Consider the following 19,086-nt stretch of genomic DNA (forward strand, 5'->3'; position numbering starts at 1 on the left):
CTTGAACCACCGTTCCCCGCAGTCCCGCCTTCGCGCCTACCTCCTGGGCAGCCCGGCGGGCAGTCCCGCCGCCCCGGAGCAGCCGGGACGCTGGCGGGTGGAGCGTGACCTGCTGGACAGGTCGGACGGCACCCGCGGAACCTTTACCGGCGTCGTGCTCTTCACCCCCACGGACGACGACGGCCTTGCCCTTCGTGAGGACGGCACCATGCGCTGGCCTGCTTTCACCGGCCCCGCCTCACGGGAGTATGTGTTGAAAGCGTCCACGCGGCCGGACGCCCTGGATGTGTTCTTCCCCGACGGCCGGCCGTTCCACCGGATGAGCTTCACCCCGGACTCCAGCCTGGACGCGCACTGGTGCGACCCCGATACCTACCGCGTGTCGTACACCTGCCTGAGCCCTGACAGCTTCAGCTACAGCTGGGACGTGACCGGCCCCCGCAAGGACCTGCTGCTGGTCTCACACCTGGTCCGGGAGGCACCGTGAAGGATCGCATTGTGGTCTCTGCCGTCTGCGTGTTCGATGACGCCGGGCGGCTCCTGACAGTCCGTAAACGCGGCACGGCCATGTTCATGCACCCCGGCGGCAAACCGGAGCCGGGCGAAACTGCCGTCCAGGCCGCCGCCCGCGAGCTGGCCGAAGAGGTGGGCATCATCCTCCGTCCGCAGGAGCTGGAACTGATGGGGGTCTGGGTGGCCGATGCCGCCAACGAGGCCGCCACCGACATCGAGGCCACCGTCTTCCTCGCGCCGGGCACCTGGCAGGCCAACCCGGCCGCCGAGATCGCCGAGATCCGCTGGCTGGACTATGCCGGGACGGACGGCGTACCGCTGCCCGGCGACCTCGCACCGCTGCTCACGGACCACATCCTGCCCGTGCTGGCCGCGCGGCCACCCCGCTAGAACTCGGGGACGGCTTCCTCCGCCACCGCGGTGGCCTCCGCGAACTGCGTCCGGTAAAGCTCCGAGTAGCGGCCGCCCGCGGCCAGCAGTTCGGTATGGGTTCCCCGTTCGACGATCTGCCCGCCTTCCACCACCAGGATGGCATCGGCGGCACGTACGGTGGAAAGCCGGTGGGCAATCACGACGGCGGTCCGGCCCTCGAGCGCGGCGCCCAGGGCCGCCTGGACGGCGGCTTCGTTCGTAGAGTCCAGCGCGGCCGTGGCCTCGTCCAGGATGACCACCCGCGGCTGGGCGATCAGCAGCCGCGCGATGGTCAGCCGCTGGCGCTCACCGCCGGAGAGCCGGTAGCCGCGCTCCCCCACCACGGTGTCCAGTCCATCCGGCAGGGACCGGATCATGGTCTCCAGCCGTGCCTGCCGGAGCACGTCCCACATGTCCTCCTCCGTGGCGTCCGGGCGGGCCAGCCGCAGGTTGGAGGCGATGGATTCGTGGAACAGGTGCCCGTCCTGGGTCACCATGCCCAGGGTGTCGCGCAGCGAATCGAACGTAGCGTCCCGCACGTCCAGCCCGGCGCCCGGCATGGCGCCGCCCAGCCGCACCGCGCCGGAGTCGACGTCGTACAGCCGTGACAGCAGCTGGGCAATGGTGGACTTGCCCGCCCCGGAAGAGCCCACCAGCGCCACTGTCTGGCCCGGGTCCACGCGGAAGCTGATGCCGTGCAGCACTTCCTCGCCGCCGCGGGTGTCCAGCGTGGAGACTTCCTCCAGCGACGCCAATGAGACCTTGTCCGCCGAGGGGTAGGCGAAGCGGACGTTGTCGAATTCGACCGACACCGGCCCGGCGGGCACCGGCACGGCGTCCGGCTTCTGCTGGATCAAGGGTTCCAGGTCCAGGATTTCGAAGACGCGTTCAAAGCTGACCAGGGCGCTCATGACTTCCACCCGGGCATTGGATAACGCCGTGAGCGGTGCGTAGAGCCGGGTCAGGAGCAGTGCCAGGACCACCACGTCACCGGGTGCAAGCTGGCCGCCGAGGGCAAGCCAGCCGCCCAGGCCGTACACCAGCGCCAGCGCCAGGGCGGACACCAGGGTCAGTGCCGTGACGAACGTGAACTGCAGCATGGCCATCCGGATGCCGATGTCACGGACCCGTCCGGCGCGGGCGGCGAATTCGCGGGATTCCTCATCCGGGCGGCCGAACAGCTTGACCAGGGTGGCGCCCGGGGCAGAGAACCGCTCGGTCATCTGGGTGCCCATGGCGGCGTTGTGCGCGGCGGCCTCGCGGCGCAGGTCTGCCAGCTTGGAGCCCATTCGCCTGGCCGGGATAAGGAAGATCGGCAGCAGCACCATGGCCAGCACGGTCACCAGCCAGGAGGTATGGAGCATCACGGCCAGTGTCAGGGCCAGCGCCACCGAGTTGCTCACCACACCGGACAGGGTTCCGGCGAAAGCGGACTGCGCTCCGATGACATCGTTATTGAGCCTACTGACCAGTGCCCCGGTGCGGGTCCGGGTGAAGAACGCAATGGGCATGCGCTGTACGTGGTCGAACACCCGGGTGCGCAGGTCCACGATGACGCCTTCGCCGATGGTGGAGGACAGCCAGCGGGTCACCAGCCCCACCCCGGCCTCACCGACGGCCACGATCGCGATCAGCACCGCCAGCCAGATCACCGTGTCTGCACTGGCCTTGGCGATGATCGCGTCAACCACCTGGCCGGCGAGCACCGGCGTGGCCACGGCCAAAAAGGCAGCAGCGATGGAGGAGAGCACGAAGGCGATGAGCTTGCCCTTGTGCGGGACGGCAAAGGCCAGCACCCGCTTCAGGGTTTCCTTGGAGAACGGCTTCGAGCCGCTCTTGGCGGTGCTGATGTTGTAGAGCGAGCTCCACGCCACGCGGTCCATGCTCATGGTTGCTTCTCCTGGCTTGCAGTGTGGTGGAGTTCCTGGACCGTTCCGTCTTCCAGGTGCCACCGTGAGTCGAGTCGAACATTTTCGAGCAGCCTGCGGTCGTGGGTGACCAGCAACAGCGCGCCGTCGTAGCTTTCCAGGGCCTCTTCCAGCTGCTCAATGGCGGGCAGGTCGAGGTGGTTGGTGGGTTCGTCCAGCACCAGCAGGTTTACCCCGCGGGCCTGGAGCAATGCCAGTGCGGCCCGGGTCCGCTCCCCCGGCGACAGGGAATCCACGGTCCGGGAGGTATGGTCCGCCTTGAGCCCGAACTTGGCCAGCAGCGTGCGGACGTCGGCGCCGGTCCAGTCAGCCAGCACCGCTTCGACGGCGTCGCCCAGCGGCCGGGCGCCGTCCAGCAGCCCGCGGGCCTGGTCGATTTCGCCGACGGCGACGGAGGCACCCATGGAGGCCTCGCCGTCGTCCGGTTCCTGGGTGCCCAGCAACAGGCGCAGCAGGGTCGATTTTCCGGCACCGTTGGGCCCGGTGATCCCGATGCGTTCCCCGCCGTTGAGCTGGAGGTTAACCGGCCCCAGGGTGAAGTCACCTTGGCGGGCGACCACGTCGCGCAGGGTGGCGACGACGGCGCTGGAGCGGGGTGCCTGGCCGATGCTGAACTGGAGTTGCCATTCCTTGCGTGGCTCCTCCACCGCGTCCAGCCTGGCGATGCGGGATTCCATTTGGCGGACCTTCTGCGCCTGCTTCTCCGAAGACTCGGTGCTGGCGGCGCGCCGGATCTTGTCGTTGTCCGGATTCTTCTTCATGGCGTTCCGGACGCCCTGGGAGCTCCACTCCCGCTGGGTCCGTGCCCTGGACACCAGGTCTGCCTTGGTGGCCGCAAACTCCTCGTACTTCTCGCGGGCGTGCCGGCGCGCCACCGCGCGTTCCTCGAGGAAGGCGTCGTAGCCGCCGTCGTAAACGGCCACGCTGTTCTGGGCCAGGTCCAGCTCAACCACCCGCGTCACGCAGCGGGCCAGGAACTCGCGGTCGTGGCTGACCAGCACCACGCCCCCACGGAGCCCCTGGACAAAGTTCTCCAGCGTTGCCAAGCCGGCGAGGTCCAGATCGTTCGTGGGCTCATCGAGCAGCACCACGTCGAATCGGCTCAGCAGCAAGGCTGCCAAGGCAACCCGGGCGGCCTGGCCGCCGGACAGGCCGGTCATCAGCGCATCCGGGCCAGCGTCCAGCCCGAGGTCCGCCAGCACAGAGGGGATGCGGTCATCGAGGTCCGCGGCGCCGGAAGCCATCCAGCGGTCGAACGCCCGGGAGTAGGCATCATCCGCGCCGGGTGCGCCGGAACCCAGGGCTTCCGCGGTGGTTTCCATCTGCAGGGTGGCTTCCGCGCAGCCGGTCCGGCGGGCAATGTAACCGGCCACGGTTTCGCCGGAGATGCGTTCGTGCTCCTGCGGCAGCCAGCCAATGAAGGCGTCCGCCGGTGCAAGGCTCACGGAACCGCCCTGGGGTTGGTCCACGCCGGCGAGGAGGCGCAACAGCGTGGACTTTCCGGCGCCGTTCGCTCCCACCACGCCGACGACGTCGCCGGGGGCTACCGTCAGCGAAAGCCCGGAGAAGAGCACACGGTGGCCGTGGCCGCCGGAGACGTCCTTGGCAACGAGGGTTGCAGTCATTGATTCGTCCTTTCGCCGCTGCCCGGGCAGCGGATTTGCGGCCGGCGCAGGAGCGGTTACGGGGCCGCGGCGCCGCTGGGGCTGCAGGACATAAAAGAACCCGCTGGTCCGGACTTGGGGGGTGTACGGACCAACGGGCTCGACCATCAACTATAGATGAATGTGGGGCGCGGGCAAAATCCGCGGCACGGTTGCGCACCGGCCGGCACGGTAAAGTTATCCACACCACCACCCGTTCGGCAGAGGGCTTTTCATGACCATTCCCGCCAAGGCGTTTCAACGCTGGCTGCAAAGCATCGCCCCCGATGCCAGCACTGCGGACGTCTGCCGGGTTTCCGGGATCAAGCGCACCACGCTTGCCCAGCAGCTGGTCCGGGGAAAGGTGGCAGTCAACACGGTGGTCAGCATCAGCCGCGCCTACCACGCCAATCCGGTCGCTTCGCTCGCCGGCTTCGACGACTACAGTGTCCTCGCGGGTCCGCCACGCCCGCCCACCAAGTGTGAGCTGGTAAGCCAGATTTCCACGGCCGACCTCCTCCGGGCCCTTTTGGCACGCTCCGCAATGGGCCCGGACCAGGGAGCTTCCACACCTGTCCTTGGCCCTGCCCCGCACGCCACGTCGGTAAAGAACTGGGTTGATGCGATCGACGACGGCGAGGTCCGGCAGCGGGTATCGGCCAGCACCGGGGTTGCTCCGCAAAACTATTCCGCCCAGCTGACCGCCAACCGGCTTTCCCCCGAACTCGCCATGGCCACCGCCGTGGCTGCAGGAGTGGGCCCGGTGGGCGGCCTGGTGGTAACGGGACTCGTCACCGAGGAGGAGGCCGGCTGGCCGGCGGGGGCCCGGCAGGCCGCCCTGGACAGCCTCTCCGACGGAGAACTCACCGTGCTCGCGGGAGACAGGCTGCAGGCTCTGGGCAAAGTGCTGCGCCGGCATGAACAGGACCAGGCGCAAACGGAAAAAATATGGGAGAACCTGGGATGATCGAGACCCTCCAGTGGAGCACGCTGGCCATTTGCGGACTTGTCGCGGCAGCGCGCATTCCCAGCGCCCTCCGCGGCGAAAACCGCTCCCTGTTCGGCATCTTCGCGTTGATGACGCTTGCCATCCTGCTGAGCATCCAGGGCCCCTACCTGGTCATCGACCAGGCCATGGGCGGGATCAACCTGGCCAATCTGTTGCTTCGCTTCGTCGTCTTCGGCGCCATTTTCTTCCTGGGCGTCCGCGTCTCCAGGGGCTTCGGCGCGGACGGCGCCTACCGGCTGATCACGGGCAAAACCGGGGTCATGGTCCTGCTCACCATCTCGGCTGTGATGGTTGCGCTGTTCCTGCTGATGGACACTGCGGGCTCCTCCGCCGGGTTGATGGCCATTTCCGCCAAGGATGGACGCCACTACGCGCTCGTCGAGTACTACGGCGCCGCCGGCCGGGCGTACCCGGCGTTCGTTGCACTGGCCCTTGTGCCGCCCATGGTGCGCGCAGTGCAGGAACGCCTGCCCGTCCTGGTGCGGATAGCCGCCGCGCTGCTGGCCCTGGGCGGTGCAGCCGTTGCCCTGACGCTGCTCTTTCCTTTGATCCCGCCGGCACTGAATGCCGTGGAATTCATCATCAATTACTCCGCAATACTCTGCTACGTCTTCGGGCTTGCCCTGATCTGGACGGCCAGGGTGGTCAACGGCCAGATGAGGGCCCGGAAGACATCTACCGAAACGTAACCTTCTTCCACTTTCACAAAATCATTAGTGTGTGACACAATCATGAATGTGTGAAGGTGGGCAGGCCAAGCGTTTTTGAACGGGGATAAATTCTGAATCGCCGGCCGTCCCGGATGCCTTTGCACACATTGGGGGGATGAGTGGTGGCGGATCGTTGGGGACCGCCCCCACTCAGCCTGTTTAAGGGCCGTGTGCCTGCCCTTGCAAACGCTACTGCCGGGCGAAGCGCAGGGTGACCAGCTGGAAGGGCCGGAGACTGAGCCCGGCCCCGCTTTCGCCAGGCACAACTCCAGGCGCCTCGGCCGCCCGCTCCAGGAGATCTGTGGACACGACTCCCCGGATGGGGAAGTTGGCGGCGATCCGCCCGGCGGAGCGCTGTCCCAGGGACTCGTAAAGCCGCACCACCACGTCACCGGAACCGTCCTGCGCAAACTTGACCGCCTCGACCACCACTGCCGGATTGCTGACGGTGAACAGCGGCTCCACCGGTGCCGCGCCGCGCACCAGCCGGGGCGCCAGGTTGGTCCGGTACCCTTGCTCGATGGCGTCGGCGATGCCCGCGCCCGGGCGGATGGCCACGGTCATTTCGTGGCGGCCGCGGTCGGCGTCGGGGTCGGGGAACTTGGGTGCCCGCAACAGGGACAAACGCACCGTCGTGGTGGTTCCGCCGTCGGATTCCCTGACGCTCCTGCCCACATCGTGGCCGTACGTGGAGGAGTTGGAAACAGCCACGCCATAGCCGGGTTCGCCCACGTGGATCCACCGGTGGGCGCAGATTTCGAACTTCGCCGCCTCCCAGGAGGTGTTGGTGTGGGTGGGGCGGAAGACATGGCCAAACTGGGTTTCCGCCGCCGACCGGTCGGCCCTCACATCCAGGGCGAAGCCCAGTTTGAGCAGCTTTTCGCGCTCCTGCCAGTCCACAGTGGTGGTAATTTCCAATGAGGGACTTCCGGGCGCGAGTGTGATGCGTTGCGTGAGCGGCGAGGTACCAGCCAGCCGCTCCACGACCACGACGGCGTTCCCTCCTTCACTGGCCAGACGGACCGATTCCGCGTGGAGCAGTGGGGTGACGTTGCGCCGGTAGAACTCGTCGATGTCCCAGGCATCCCACTCGTTGGGCGTGTCCCGGTGCAGCTCCAGCAGGTTGCCGCGCTGGCCGGGGGCGATTGCTTCGCGGCCGGTGGCATGGTCGCGCAGGGAAACCAGAAGTCCGTCCGCGTCCACCACGGCGCGGATGATGCCGTTGTCCAGGATGCAGCAGTCGCCGTCCTCGGTGGCCTGCACGGCTTCCGGCGCGGCGACGGGCTCGGCTGCGGCCAGCGCCGGAACACCCTGCCGCGAATGCGGGGCCGCATTGAGCAGGAACTGCCGTTCGCCCTGGCCCAGCATGGCTGATGCCGCCTGGCCAATGATCGCTTCAAGGGCGGTTTCGATGGCCTGGTAGTTCCGCTCGGCGTCCTGGTGCACCCAGGCAATGGAGCTGCCTGGCAGGATGTCGTGGAACTGCTGCAGCAGCACCAATTGCCAGAGCCGCTGGAGTTCCACGGCGGGGTACTTGTAATCACCGCCGGTACGGATGCAAGCCGTGGCGCACCACAGCTCCGCCTCACGCAGCAGGTGCTCGCTGCGGCGATTGCCTTTCTTGGTCCGCGCTTGGCTGGTGTAGGTGCCGCGGTGCAGCTCCAGGTACATTTCGCCCACCCAGACGGGCAACGCCTGGTAGTCGTCCTCGGCCTGCCGGAAGAAGCTCTCCGCGGACCCGACCCGCACCTTGGGGGATCCTTCCAGGTCCCGGGTGCGGGCAGCGGCCGCCAGCATCTCCCGCGTGGGACCGCCACCGCCGTCGCCAAAGCCAAACGGCACCAGTGACACGGTGCCGCGTCCATGGTCCCGGTAGTTGCGCTCGGCGTGGGCCAGGTCGCGGCCGCTGAGGTCCGAGTTGTACGTGTCCACCGGGGGGAAGTGGGTGAAAAGCCGGGTGCCGTCGATGCCCTCCCAATTGAAGGTATGGTGGGGCATCCTGTTTGTCTGGTTCCAGGAGATCTTCTGCGTGAGGAACCAGCGGCTGCCTGCCGCTTTGACGATCTGGGGAAGCGCCGCGCTGTACCCGAACGAGTCCGGCAGCCAGGCCTCCCTGCACTCGATGCCGAACTCCGAGAGGAAGAAGCCCTTGCCTTCCACGAACTGCCTGGCCATGGCTTCGCCGCCCGGCATGTTGGTATCGGATTCCACCCACATGCCGCCGACCGGAACGAACTGGCCGGCACGCACCTTCTCGCGGATCCGTCCGAACAACTCCGGGTAGTATTCCTTGATCCACGCCAGCTGCTGGGCCGAGGAACAGGAGAAGACGAAGTCCGGGTCTTCGTCCATCAGGGCCACCACGTTGGAGAACGTCCTGGCGCATTTGCGGACGGTCTCCCGGACCGGCCATAGCCAGGCGGAGTCAATATGGGCATGCCCCGTGGCAACCAGCTGGTGGGCAGACGCGTACGCCGGCCGGCGCAGGACGTCGGCGAGCGCTTCACGCCCTGCCGACGCCGTCCCGGCGACGTCGTCCGGGTCCATCACGTCCATCATGCGTTCCAGCGCCCGGAGGATCTCGTGGCGGCGGGGCAGTTCCAAGGGCAGCTGCTCCATCAGGCCGGCCAGGGTCCAGATGTCCTGCTGGAGTTCCCACACGCACTGGTTCAGTTCAGCGATGGCAATGGTCCCGAGCCGGTACTGCGGCGCTCCCCCGGCGGTTGCTTTGTCGCCCAGCGGGGTGGCCGCGAAGGTCCAGCCCTGCGCCATGTCCGGGTTCGCGGCCGCCTCCACGTAGAAATCCACTGCCAGGCCGCTGCCCAGGAGCTTCAGCGGGATGTATTGGTTGCGGGGTGAGATCGCTTTGATGATGGATCCGTCTGAACGCCAGGCGAGTCCCTCGCACTGGAACCCGGGCGCCTCCGTGGTGAACCCGAGGTCCACCACCACTTCCAGGGCGGTGTCAGGGCCGCCGCCCCACGATTCCGGTACCTCTCCTTGCAGCCGCAGCCACGTGGTCCCCCACGGCCTGCCCCACGGCGCGGCGTGTTCCTGCGGCTGGAACTGCTGCCGCATCGCCTCCAGGGCGGGGACCGGTTCGCCGGGGACCTCCCAGCTGCTCAGGGCAAGCGGGACCGTCCTGGTGTAGACGGCTGGGGTGATGCGCTCGCGCACAAACCTTGCCAGGCGGACTTCCGTGATCCTGCGGTCGTCATGCAATATGGGCCCTCTTTAAGTTTGAAACTGGATCATCGTGTCCATTCGATGGACAAATCTACCTGCTGGCTTGCCCGCAACCAACCCCTCAAGGAGGGAGTTGTCCCCCCTAGGCACGGGGGACGGCAGCTTCCGGCCGCAGGATCCGGGAATCGCCGGAGTAGACGTTGAAGCTCGTGCCCCGGCTGAAGCCTGCCACGGTCAGCCCGTTGGCCTCGGCCAGCTCCACGGCAAGGCTCGACGGGGCGCTGACGGCTGCCAGGACGGGAATACCCGCGAGGGATGCCTTCTGCACCAGCTCGAAGGACGCCCTGCCGGACACCTGCAGGACGGTGCCGCTCAGCGGCAGGAGGCCTTCGCGCAACGCCCACCCCACCACCTTGTCCACCGCGTTGTGCCGGCCCACGTCCTCGCGCAAGCACAGGAGCCGCGGCTCGCCGTCGTCCCCAATCCTGAAAAGGCCCGCCGCATGGACTCCGCCGGTATCGTCAAAGAGGCGCTGCGATTTCCGCAGCAGTCCGGGCAGGGATGCCAGGACTGCCGCATCTACTGTCAGCGGATCCGCCTGCGGGCTGAAGTGCGAGGACTTTTGGACCGCATCAATGGAGTCTGTTCCGCAGATGCCGCAGGAGCTGGACGTGTAGACGTTCCGCCCGGTGTCCGGAACCTTGACATCCGGCCGCAGCTGGGCCTCCACAACGTTAAACGTCTGGACGCCGTCCTCGTCCTCGCCGGCACAGAAGCGCAGGGACACCAGTTGTTCCGCGGACCAGATGACGCCTTCGGACACCAGGAATCCGGCCACCAGGTCGAAATCGTCCCCGGGTGTCCGCATGGTCACCGAGAAGGACAGCCTGCCGAGCCGGATTTCCAGCGGCTCCTCCACCGCAAGGACGTCTTCGCGGTGGCGGACCGGGTACTCCAGGGCGCTCGGCGAACCGTCCAGAACGTACTTGTGCACCTTTCGGCGCTGCGTTACGCGTCCCATATTCCAGCCTGCCTCGTCATGACTCCATCATGGCACTATCGGGGCCCGACTCAGCCCAGGAGCGCACTCCAGTCCACGGGGCCGCTGGGTACAGGCTTGCCCTTGGTCTGTCCGGTCCGTCCGGTGCTCCGGGGCTTGGCTTTGGCCGCCGCGCCACCAGGCGACGGGATAGTCGGGCCCCAGGGCAGCGCGAAAGCCGGTACCGACTCCCCCAGCTGCACGCCGTGCGGAGGTACCACCAGCACCCCGTCGGCGGCAGCCAGCCCCCGCATCATGCCGGGTCCCGTGTGCTGGGCGGGCGATGCCATGCCATACAGCAACCGGAACGGCATCAGCCGGGTGCGACCGGGATCCGGCTCGATCATGGTGCCGCACGGCACCTCCTGCACGGAGGGCATGACGGTGTGGCCCAGCGCGGCAAGGAGCGGGGCGCCCACGGTGGAGAGTGCCATCATGGCCGCGAGCGGGTTGCCCGGGAGGCCCAGGACGAAGCGGCCGTCCGGCAGTTCGGCGAGGACGGCGGGGTGCCCCGGACGCATGGCCACGCCGTCAATGACCAGCCGGCCGCCCAGTTCAGCAACCGCCCGCCGGAAGTGGTCCGTTCCGGAGCGCCCGGTCCCTCCGGTGGTGATTACGACGTCGGCCGGCAGGTCCGGCGCGTCCGGTACCTCCGGCACGACATCTTCGAGCGCCGCAAGCCACTCTTCGTAGGAGTCCCCGATCCGCTGCTGACCGCCCGGTATGCCGCCCAGCATGGCTACAACGTCCTGCAACTGCGGGCCGAAGGTATCGCGCACCTGGCCGGGATCCGGAGTGCCTTTTTCCACCACCTCGGAGCCTGTCAGGACCAGGCGCACTACGGGCTTTCCCTGGACCTGGAGTTCGTCGTAGCCGGCCACTGCGGCCAGTGCCAGGTGTGCAGGGTTGAGGTCAACGCCGGCCTTGACCAGGACGTCCCCTGCCAGGGCCTCCTCGCCCGCTTTCCTGATGTGCTCGCCGGCGCGGGGTTCGCCGGGGCGTGCTTTTCCACCGGTCATCAGCAGCGGGAGTCCTTCATCATCCTTGGCCAGGACAGCGTTCTCGGTCCTCAGGACCGCCTTGCCCCCCGCCGGAATCAGGCCTCCCGTGACGATGACGCTTGCCTGGTGCGGGGCCAGGCGGATGCCCGGGTCCACTGGAATCCAAGGGCCGCTGCCGTTAACCGCCCAACCGTCCATGGCTGAAGAGGCATAGTGCGGCATGTCCTGGAGCGCGAGGATGTCCTGGTCGAGCCTGCGGCCGAGGGCCATGCGCAAGGGCACCGGCCCTGGCGGAATCGGGGTGGCTGCATCGAACGCGGCCTGCCTGGCTTCTTCCCAGGTGTGCGCCAGGTGATGCCCGTGGCCGGTTTCGGCCGCGTCCGGCACTGTTGTTCCCGGCCCGGCTGATTCCTGCCCAGTTGTCCCCTGTGGCACTTCCTGCCCGTCAGCGGGTGGAACCTCCGGCCAGTCGCGGGGTTCTGCCGTCATTCGCCGGGGGTCCCGGCGGCAGCTTCATTGTCGTAGTCGGCGGCCAGGGAACGTGCCACGGCCATTGCCGCGTCCATGGAGGCGCTGTCCATCTCCCTGCCGGGTGCGGCGGCCAGGCCCGCGGCAAAGCCTGCGATGAAGGTGGTAAGTGGAGCAGCCGGCCGGACAACGGCGTGGGCGGCGACGCCGGCAAGGGCCAGCACTGCGTTCACGTCTACCTGGACGTCCTCAAGCTTGTACGCCTGGAGCAGGGCCCTGCACCATTCCTCCAGCGTTTCGTCCTGGCTTTTCACGACTTGCCTCCCACGTTGGCTCCGCACGCTTTGGTCTTGGTCTTCACGCTGGCTCCCGGCGGCGATCCCCAGCGCGGCAGCGTCACCCCAAGTATCCACATCGGCAGTGGACCCGGCGGGGACTGTGACAAGCTGCACGTCCAGATTAGCAAGGAGGGCCCTTACGGAACCGTTCACTAAAGCATTCCGCCCAGCCAATTCCTCGCATGACTGTTTTAACTCGCTCGTGTTATAAATGGCGGCCAGCTGCTGTTCCCTGCCGTCAGTCGAGCAGGCCATGGCGCCCCGGCCATCGGCAGCAGCAACCACCGCGTCCCGCAGCACCGCCACCGCCTCGGATGCCAGCGGCATATCGCAGGCCAGCACCAAGGTAAAGGGGGCGCCTCCCCCATGTTCGGCAAGGGCAGCAAGGCCGGCTGAGATCCCGGCCGCGGGACCGGCGAACGCGGGTTCCTCCCGGCAGGTCAGGACGCCGGGCGGCAGGGAGTGGGTGGGCGGGGCACCGGCGGTCGATGCGGAGGACGGGTGATCGCGGAGGGAGCCAACATCACCGACCACCACGGTGCGGCGGGCACCGGCGGCCGCGTCGAGGGTCCGCTCCAGAAGGGTTTTTCCCCCGAGAACCAGCGATTGCTTGGGTACGCCACCCAAGCGTGATGACCGCCCTCCCGCCAGGATCAGGGCGTCAAAGATCAAAGGGGCCGCTTGCACTACCCCAGCCTAACGAACAGCAACCGCCCCGGGCGCACGATGGTCAGGCAGCGCGCTCCGGAAGCAGGAAGGGGTCCCAGGCCGGGGTTGGCTTCTCCAATTCCTTGATCTGCCAGATGGTTCCGTGCGGCGGCTCGGGCACAAAGCGCAGGGTCCAGCCCATCTCACCGGGGGTGTGGTCGCCCTTGAGGTTGTTGCACCGCAGGCAGGCAGCCACCAGGTTCTCCCAGGAATCGGCCCCGCCCCGCGATTTTGGATGGACATGGTCGATTGTGTGCGCTGCCTTTCCGCAATACGCGCACTTGTGACCGTCACGCCGGAGCACGCCCCGGCGGCTGACGGCCGTTGAATGGTTATACCGGGGGCGGATGTACCGGTTCAGGAGGATCACGGATGGGCGGCCCAGGACGTCAGTGGGGCCCACCACGGGATCATCCCCCTCGGCCACCACGCTCGCCTTGCCTGTCAGCACGAGCACCAGCGCCCGACGGAAGGTGATAACCGCCAGCGGTTCATATCCAGCATTCAGAACGAGAGTGCGCATGCACGTACCTCTTCACGGCCGCACCCGTCAGGGGCACGAGGGCCGGCTGCCCTCGGCATGTCCGGGCTATGGATCGACATCACAAGAGTAAACAGAGAAATGCAATATCAGGTAATCGGCACACGAGGAGGCCTGTGCGCCGGCCATGGCGAGAGTTGCGATGCAGCGCAATGGCTGGCGTTAACGGGAAAGACCCCCGCCGCAGTGGCAGGGGTCTTTCCCGGGAAACGCTCCGGCGCCGCGGGTGGGCGGCGCGCTGCGGTGCTTACCTGACGCGGATGAAAACCGGTCCGGAGCCAACGTTGGCGCTGAACACAACGGTGTCATTGCCGTTGAAGCCGCCATGGACCGCCATGCCGTTTCCGGCGTAGACAGCGATGTGCGCCATTCCTCCGCCGCCGTCGGCGTAGTAGATCAGGTCCCCGGGCTGGGCCTGGGAAGCAGGCACGGTGTCGCCCAAGGACAGGTAGCCGGCGGGCCAGTCGTGGAAGTGGATACCGACTGCAGCCAGTGCGTTGGTCACCAGCATGGTGCAGTCCTGGTGCACGCCGAGCTGCGCGTAGGCAGCGGAGAGGATGGCAGCACCCTTTCCACTGGCGGAAACCTGGCCGGCGGGAGCAGCCGTGGCAGCCGCAGTTGCAACCTTGGCCGTGACCTTCGGAGCGGCGACGGTCTGGGCAACAGGGGCCGGTGCGGCTTCCTGCACCGCAACCTCGGGCTCAGGAGCCGGAGCCGGGGTGGTGGTAACGGCGGGTTTCTCGAAGCTGATGGCAATGGTGGAAGCCGCCGAAATCGGAGCGTCGACGGCGGATTCAACTTCCATGGCGGATGCCGGAGCTGAGTCGCGCTTGACGTTGGTGTCGGCAGCGTTCGCGGCAATGCCGCTGGTCAGGACGAGGCCGGAAGCTGCAGCGATCACTGCGGCCTGGCGGCCCATGCCGCCGGCGTTGTCGCTGACAGCCTTGGCAATAATTGCGATCGAGTTGGTTTTGGTGACCTCGGCGCGGTGCCGTGCGGTAGCACGAGTCGTCATCAGTTCTCTCTTTCGTTTTCCTCTGGACCGCGGTGGCCTGTCCGAGGGGGTTGGATGCGCCGGCATCTTGGGGGTACGCCGGCGCATCCCGAACGGGGATGTGGTTTCTAGCGAGAAAGCTTTGGGCAAAGAAATAGCCCTTGGAGCCGGGAGCCCAAGAACTACTTGTTCAGGTGGTAGTACGTGGAAGTACCGGTTGCTGCAGGCGAGTGGAGCATGGTTCCCTGCGACGGGTTGAGCGCGCTGATCATCATGCCGTTGCCGACGTAGATGCCGACGTGCGCGCCGCCGTTCTGGACAACAAGGTCACCCGCCTGGGGGGTGGACGTGGGTGTCATGATGCTCCACGCATTCGTGCGGGGGATGCTGATCCCGGCCTGGGCGTAAACCCACTGGACGAACCCGGAGCAGTCCCAGCCGTTGGGGGTGGTGCCGCCCCAGACGTAGGGGTGGCCGATGCCGGTGTAGGCGATCGCGGCGATGCCCGAGGTGGCCGCGGAAGAAACGGTCTCCACTGCCTGCCCGGCCGTGGACGCCTCTTGGCCGGCAGCATTGGCGGTTCGGTCCGCTGACGCAGTGGACTGGGTACGCACCGTTTCCACCTTAGGAGCAGCGGTGGTCTTGACCACGGGGCGCTCGAAGGAAACGGTGGCGGTGGGGGCTGCCGTGACAGCAAGGGCGGTCTGCGCCGAGCCGGACTCCGTGGAGGCGGAGACACCAGCGGTGGTGTCCGCTGCGGTGGCCGGCAGGCCCATGCTCAGGATGAGGCCCGAAGCCGCTGCCACGACGGCAGCCTGGCGGCCGACGGTCCCGGCATTGGCGCTCACGGCCTTGGACACAGCGTCCAAAGGGTTGGCCCGAACCGTTTGCGCACGGTGGCGCGCGGAATTATGGCGTGAAGACACGAAGGTAGCCTCTCCCAATGCCTGCGAGGTGAGCTGTCGGATTCGGATGGGAGTCACCCGGCCACTTTGCTTCCTGGGAAGCTCATGACTTAACCCCAAGGCCTTCCACAATGCAGAAGGCCAAAATTGGTTCCCCCGCCCCTGCCAGACGATGAAATGCGAACGGACCTTGAGCGGTGGCAGAGTTAGGCAATCCACTCAAGAGCGTCAACTTCGGAAAAGTTGACGCGAGTTAGACGGTACAGCAGTTTTGCTTCAATGTCACATTCAGGTCACGGCTCGTCACTGTGAGCTGAGAGTGCGCAATCATTCGGTTACAACCAGCCCATGGGATCGACCACTTCGCCATTGACCTGCACCTCGAAGTGCAGGTGGCAGCCGGTGGAAGCGCCGGTGGTCCCGCTCAGTGCCACGACTTCGCCGCGGGAGACCGTCTGGCCCACTTTGACGTTGAAGGACGAGAGGTGGTTGTACGTGGTCTCCAGGCCGTTGCCGTGGTCGATGACCACCCGGTTTCCCCCGCCGAACTGGTGCCAGCCGGCGAAGGTCACGGTTCCTGTCGCGGCTGCCAGGACGGGCGTCCCGCACTGTGCCACGAAGTCCTGTCCGCGGTGGAAGTCTCCGGTGCCCCCGGTAATGGGGCTGACCCGGTAGCCAAAGGGCGAAGCGGTAACCAGGGATGCCAGCGGGGCGGCCAGGGTTCCGGCGGAGGCGGCCCGGCTTACCGATCCGGCCGACTGGGCGCTCAGCAACTGCTTCAGCTTTCCGTCCGGGTCTGCCTGCGTCACGACGGCCGAGCGGCTGAAGTCGATCTGGGCGCCCACATCGGCGGAAATCTGGGGCTGGGGGCTGACGGAGGAGGCAGCCTGGGGTACTGTGCCGGCTGCGTCCGTCGCCATGACGGGACTTGTGGCCGGCATGGTCACGGTCAGCACCAGGCCGGTGGCGGCGAGGGCGATGCCAGCCTTCTGGCCGATGCCGCTGGCCGCAGCAAAGTCGGTGATTTGCCGGAATGGACCCCTGCGGCGGCGCGCATCCCGCTGGGGGTCACGGGGGCGCTCCGCAGCGGCGACTTCGACAACCCGGGGTGCCTCAGGGGGGCCGGCGGCGCGACGGCGGCCCCGGGAGGTCTGCATGGTCAAGAAGGGTTCCTCTCTGGAATCGCCTGCGGAGTTAGCTGTCGGATTCGGGTCAGAGAGATCAAAGACCCGGCCCGCCATGGGCAAACTTCTGCGCAGGAGTATCCCCGGAGGAATCCTTCACTGGAGAGGCTTGCTGCTGACGGACTTCACCCCAAGGCAGTCCCCCGCTGCCGGTTGTGGTTCCCCCGCCTCTGCCAGTAACGACTCGTACACCTGGTCCGCTGGCAGAGCTCGGCTCCGGATCAGGTAACGCTTAAGTATCAACGCTGGCTTCCACTATAGGGGCTTAAGACCCTGGGTAACAATTCCGTTATCTTTGTGTGGAAACCCCTGCGTGGGGTAAAGGAAGCGGGGTGTCAGGCCTGGTTCACGGCGACAAAGACGTGCGCGGCCACCTCGGGCGGAAGCTCCAACGCTCCCTCGATTCCTGCCACCCGCACCGAAATGTAGTCACCCACGCGTTCGAGTGACACTGCCGCGCCGGGCCGGATGCCGCCTTCGTCGAGCTGGGTCAGCAGTTCCGGTTCAACCTGGATCGGTTCCGCCAGGCGGCTGATGGTCACTCCCGAGGCAGGCCCGTAGGCTTTCATTGCTTCCACCAGGCTGATGGCGCCGTCACCGAAGCCGGGCCCAGGCTGCCCGCCCAAGGCGGCCAGGCCGGGGATGGGGTTGCCGTAGGGCGACTCAGTGGGATGGCCCAGCATCTCGTAGATCCGCCGCTCCACCCGTTCGCTCATCACGTGTTCCCAGCGGCAGGCTTCATCGTGAACGTAGGCCCAGTCCAGCCCAATAACATCGGCCAACAGGCGTTCGGCCAGCCGGTGCTTCCGCATGACCTCGGTGGCACGCTTGCGGCCAATGTCCGTCAGTTCCAGGTGCCTGTCACCGGAGACGACAACCAGGCCATCGCGCTCCATCCGGCCGATGGTCTGGGAAACGGTGGGCCCCGAGTGGCGCAGGCGTTCGGCGATACGGGCCCGGAGGGCAACGATGTTTTCTTCCTCAAGCTCCAGGATGGTCCTGAGGTACATCTCCGTAGTGTCGATCAGATCCGTCATCCAGCTCAGCTCCTCGAGCGCAGTACCTTGCGTTGTCCCACCGTATCGCCTCTTCCCGCGACGTAGTCCGGGGAAAGTTTAGCCTATTTTGATTTAGTCCGAATAGGCGCGGGCGCGTGCGGCGTCTCATTGGCTGGACATTGGCGCAGCCCGCTCCCGCCACCCCGTGCGCTTCAGGCAGAATTGGGGGAGGTTTGCACTGCAGCCATGGCCGGCTCCCGGCCACCCACCACCCGGACCACAGCTTTCGTCCCCGCCGAATGGAGCACCTGTGAGCGACACCAGCATCACGATTCCCGCCAACCTCCTGCCCCAGGACGGGCGGTTCGGGGCCGGGCCCTCAAAGGTCCGGCCGGAACAGATAGATGCCCTGTCCGCTGCGTCCAAGACCATTCTCGGCACGTCCCACCGGCAAGCCCCCGTCAAGAACCTGGTGGGCTCCGTCCGCGAAGGGCTCAGCCAGTTCTTCCGTGCTCCCGAGGGCTACGAGGTAGTCCTCGGCGTCGGCGGCTCCACCGCTTTCTGGGACGTCGCCAGCTTCGGCCTCGTGGCGAAGAAAGCCCAGCACCTGTCCTTCGGCGAGTTCGGCTCGAAGTTTGCCTCCGCCACCAACAAGGCACCGTTCCTGGAAGCGTCCTCGATCATCAAGTCCGAGCCGGGCACCCACCCCGCAGCGCAGGCTGAAGCCGGCGTGGACGTCTATGCGTGGCCGCAGAATGAGACCTCCACGGGCGTCGCCGCCCCGGTCAAGCGGGTGCCGGGCGCGGACCAGGACGCCCTGGTCCTGGTGGACGCCACCTCCGCTGCCGGCGGCCTGGACGTGGACGTTGCCGAGAGCGACGTCTACTACTTTGCCCCGCAGAAGAATTTCGCCTCCGACGGCGGCCTCTGGCTTGGCCTGTTCTCCCCCGCCGCCCTCGAGCGCGCCGCTGGCATCAAGGCAAGCGGCCGCTGGATCCCCGATTTCCTGGATCTCCAGACGGCCATCGACAACTCGCGGCTGAACCAGACGTACAACACCCCGTCCCTGTCCACGCTGGTGACCCTGGACGCACAGGTCCAGTGGCTGAACGCCAACGGCGGCCTGGACTTCGCGTGCGCCCGCACTGCCGACTCCGCCGGCCGCATCTACAGCTGGGCTGACGCCTCGGAGTTCGCCACCCCGTTCGTCGCCAACCCCGAGGAGCGCTCCAACGTCATCGCCACCATCGACTTTGACGAGTCGGTTGACGCGGCCACGGTGGCGAAGGTCCTGCGTGCCAACGGCATCGTGGACACCGAGCCCTACCGGAAGCTGGGCCGCAACCAGCTGCGCATCGCCACCTTCGTGGCCATCGAGCCCAGCGACGTCTCGGCGCTGCTGTCCAGCATCGACTACGTGGTGGGCGAGCTCCGCAAGTAGTCCAGACACACTAAAAGGCGCCGCCCGGGGTTAACCGGACGGCGCCTTTTGCTTGTTGGCTGGAAGTCC

The 19,086-nt window shown here is 67.0% G+C and carries 16 protein-coding genes and 2 riboswitches; of the genes, 5 read left to right on the forward strand and 11 right to left on the reverse strand.

Going from position 1 to position 19,086, the window contains the following annotated elements; all coding sequences use genetic code 11:
* Window position 1: 1 nt before the first annotated feature.
* Both QF050_RS19950 and QF050_RS19955 read left to right on the forward strand, forming a co-directional pair.
* Complete coding sequence (locus QF050_RS19950; RefSeq protein WP_308931997.1) at window positions 2-487, forward strand: DUF6314 family protein; 486 nt, start codon at window positions 2-4, stop codon at window positions 485-487.
* Window positions 484-903 (forward strand): NUDIX domain-containing protein, encoded by a 420-nt coding sequence (locus tag QF050_RS19955; RefSeq protein WP_308931998.1) that lies wholly within the window; start codon window positions 484-486, stop codon window positions 901-903. Before QF050_RS19950 ends, QF050_RS19955 begins: the two co-directional genes overlap by 4 nt.
* Here QF050_RS19955 and QF050_RS19960 read toward each other — a convergent pair.
* Together QF050_RS19960 and QF050_RS19965 are read right to left on the reverse strand one after the other, a co-directional pair.
* Window positions 900-2,813 carry an ABC transporter ATP-binding protein gene (locus QF050_RS19960; protein ID WP_308931999.1) on the reverse strand — a complete coding sequence of 638 codons (1,914 nt, stop codon included), beginning with the start codon at window positions 2,811-2,813 and terminating at the stop codon, window positions 900-902. The two genes, QF050_RS19955 and QF050_RS19960, sit on opposite strands and share 4 nt — an antisense overlap.
* Window positions 2,810-4,477: an ABC-F family ATP-binding cassette domain-containing protein gene (locus QF050_RS19965; RefSeq protein WP_308932000.1), complete on the reverse strand. Its 1,668-nt coding sequence runs from the start codon at window positions 4,475-4,477 to the stop codon at window positions 2,810-2,812. The genes QF050_RS19960 and QF050_RS19965 overlap by 4 nt, the downstream gene beginning before the upstream one ends.
* A 253-nt stretch (window positions 4,478-4,730) precedes the next feature.
* Here QF050_RS19965 and QF050_RS19970 point away from each other — a divergent pair, with 253 nt between their 5' ends.
* Both QF050_RS19970 and QF050_RS19975 read left to right on the forward strand, forming a co-directional pair.
* Window positions 4,731-5,462, forward strand: a complete 732-nt coding sequence (locus QF050_RS19970) for a hypothetical protein (RefSeq protein ID WP_308932001.1) — start codon at window positions 4,731-4,733, stop codon at window positions 5,460-5,462.
* Window positions 5,459-6,193 carry a hypothetical protein gene (locus tag QF050_RS19975; RefSeq protein ID WP_308932224.1) on the forward strand — a complete coding sequence of 245 codons (735 nt, stop codon included), beginning with the start codon at window positions 5,459-5,461 and terminating at the stop codon, window positions 6,191-6,193. The genes QF050_RS19970 and QF050_RS19975 overlap by 4 nt, the downstream gene beginning before the upstream one ends.
* Before the next feature lie 210 nt (window positions 6,194-6,403).
* Here the strand turns inward: QF050_RS19975 and QF050_RS19980 are convergent, their stop codons facing one another.
* The 9 genes from QF050_RS19980 to QF050_RS20020 form a co-directional block, all read right to left on the reverse strand.
* A complete protein-coding gene (locus QF050_RS19980; RefSeq protein ID WP_308932002.1) occupies window positions 6,404-9,436 on the reverse strand; it encodes a glycoside hydrolase family 38 C-terminal domain-containing protein in 3,033 nt (1,010 codons plus the stop codon).
* A 106-nt stretch (window positions 9,437-9,542) separates the two neighbouring features.
* A complete protein-coding gene (gene fdhD, locus QF050_RS19985; RefSeq protein ID WP_308932003.1) occupies window positions 9,543-10,421 on the reverse strand; it encodes a formate dehydrogenase accessory sulfurtransferase FdhD in 879 nt (292 codons plus the stop codon).
* Window positions 10,422-10,471: 50 nt separating this feature from the next.
* Window positions 10,472-11,929 carry a molybdopterin molybdotransferase MoeA gene (locus tag QF050_RS19990; protein WP_308932004.1) on the reverse strand — a complete coding sequence of 486 codons (1,458 nt, stop codon included), beginning with the start codon at window positions 11,927-11,929 and terminating at the stop codon, window positions 10,472-10,474.
* Window positions 11,926-12,933 (reverse strand): NTP transferase domain-containing protein, encoded by a 1,008-nt coding sequence (locus QF050_RS19995; protein WP_308932005.1) that lies wholly within the window; start codon window positions 12,931-12,933, stop codon window positions 11,926-11,928. Before QF050_RS19995 ends, QF050_RS19990 begins: the two co-directional genes overlap by 4 nt.
* Before the next feature lie 43 nt (window positions 12,934-12,976).
* Window positions 12,977-13,477: an HNH endonuclease gene (locus QF050_RS20000; RefSeq protein WP_308932006.1), complete on the reverse strand. Its 501-nt coding sequence runs from the start codon at window positions 13,475-13,477 to the stop codon at window positions 12,977-12,979.
* A gap of 265 nt (window positions 13,478-13,742) precedes the next feature.
* Window positions 13,743-14,510 carry an NlpC/P60 family protein gene (locus tag QF050_RS20005; RefSeq protein WP_308932007.1) on the reverse strand — a complete coding sequence of 256 codons (768 nt, stop codon included), beginning with the start codon at window positions 14,508-14,510 and terminating at the stop codon, window positions 13,743-13,745.
* A gap of 161 nt (window positions 14,511-14,671) precedes the next feature.
* The gene (locus tag QF050_RS20010; protein WP_308932008.1) at window positions 14,672-15,349 is read right to left on the reverse strand and encodes an NlpC/P60 family protein; all 678 of its coding nucleotides are present in this window, start codon (window positions 15,347-15,349) and stop codon (window positions 14,672-14,674) included.
* Between the two features lie 70 nt (window positions 15,350-15,419).
* Window positions 15,420-15,617, reverse strand: a riboswitch (cyclic di-AMP (ydaO/yuaA leader).
* Window positions 15,618-15,729: 112 nt separating this feature from the next.
* Entirely contained in the window at window positions 15,730-16,551 is an 822-nt protein-coding gene (locus QF050_RS20015; RefSeq protein ID WP_308932225.1) for a peptidoglycan DD-metalloendopeptidase family protein, read from the reverse strand.
* Window positions 16,552-16,561: 10 nt separating this feature from the next.
* A riboswitch (cyclic di-AMP (ydaO/yuaA leader) is annotated at window positions 16,562-16,804 on the reverse strand.
* A 109-nt stretch (window positions 16,805-16,913) separates the two neighbouring features.
* On the reverse strand, window positions 16,914-17,615 hold the full coding sequence (locus QF050_RS20020; protein WP_308932009.1) for a metal-dependent transcriptional regulator: 702 nt from the start codon (window positions 17,613-17,615) through the stop codon (window positions 16,914-16,916).
* A gap of 271 nt (window positions 17,616-17,886) precedes the next feature.
* On the opposite strand from QF050_RS20020, the gene serC reads away from it, so the two are divergent.
* Window positions 17,887-19,017: a phosphoserine transaminase gene (serC, locus tag QF050_RS20025; RefSeq protein ID WP_308932010.1), complete on the forward strand. Its 1,131-nt coding sequence runs from the start codon at window positions 17,887-17,889 to the stop codon at window positions 19,015-19,017.
* The last annotated feature ends 69 nt before the right edge of the window (window positions 19,018-19,086 follow it).

Source organism: Arthrobacter sp. SLBN-112 (assembly GCF_030944625.1).
Taxonomy (GTDB): Bacteria; Actinomycetota; Actinomycetes; order Actinomycetales; family Micrococcaceae; genus Arthrobacter.

Coding starts and splice junctions, on each gene's coding strand:
- QF050_RS19975 (WP_308932224.1), top strand. CDS start 5,459: ATGATCGAGACCCTCCAGTGGAGCACGCTGGCCATTTGCGGACTTGTC.
- QF050_RS20000 (WP_308932006.1), bottom strand. CDS start 13,477: ATGCGCACTCTCGTTCTGAATGCTGGATATGAACCGCTGGCGGTTATC.
- QF050_RS19960 (WP_308931999.1), bottom strand. CDS start 2,813: ATGAGCATGGACCGCGTGGCGTGGAGCTCGCTCTACAACATCAGCACC.
- QF050_RS19970 (WP_308932001.1), top strand. CDS start 4,731: ATGACCATTCCCGCCAAGGCGTTTCAACGCTGGCTGCAAAGCATCGCC.
- fdhD (WP_308932003.1), bottom strand. CDS start 10,421: ATGGGACGCGTAACGCAGCGCCGAAAGGTGCACAAGTACGTTCTGGAC.
- QF050_RS20020 (WP_308932009.1), bottom strand. CDS start 17,615: ATGACGGATCTGATCGACACTACGGAGATGTACCTCAGGACCATCCTG.
- QF050_RS20015 (WP_308932225.1), bottom strand. CDS start 16,551: ATGCAGACCTCCCGGGGCCGCCGTCGCGCCGCCGGCCCCCCTGAGGCA.
- QF050_RS20005 (WP_308932007.1), bottom strand. CDS start 14,510: ATGACGACTCGTGCTACCGCACGGCACCGCGCCGAGGTCACCAAAACC.
- QF050_RS19990 (WP_308932004.1), bottom strand. CDS start 11,929: ATGACGGCAGAACCCCGCGACTGGCCGGAGGTTCCACCCGCTGACGGG.
- QF050_RS19965 (WP_308932000.1), bottom strand. CDS start 4,477: ATGACTGCAACCCTCGTTGCCAAGGACGTCTCCGGCGGCCACGGCCAC.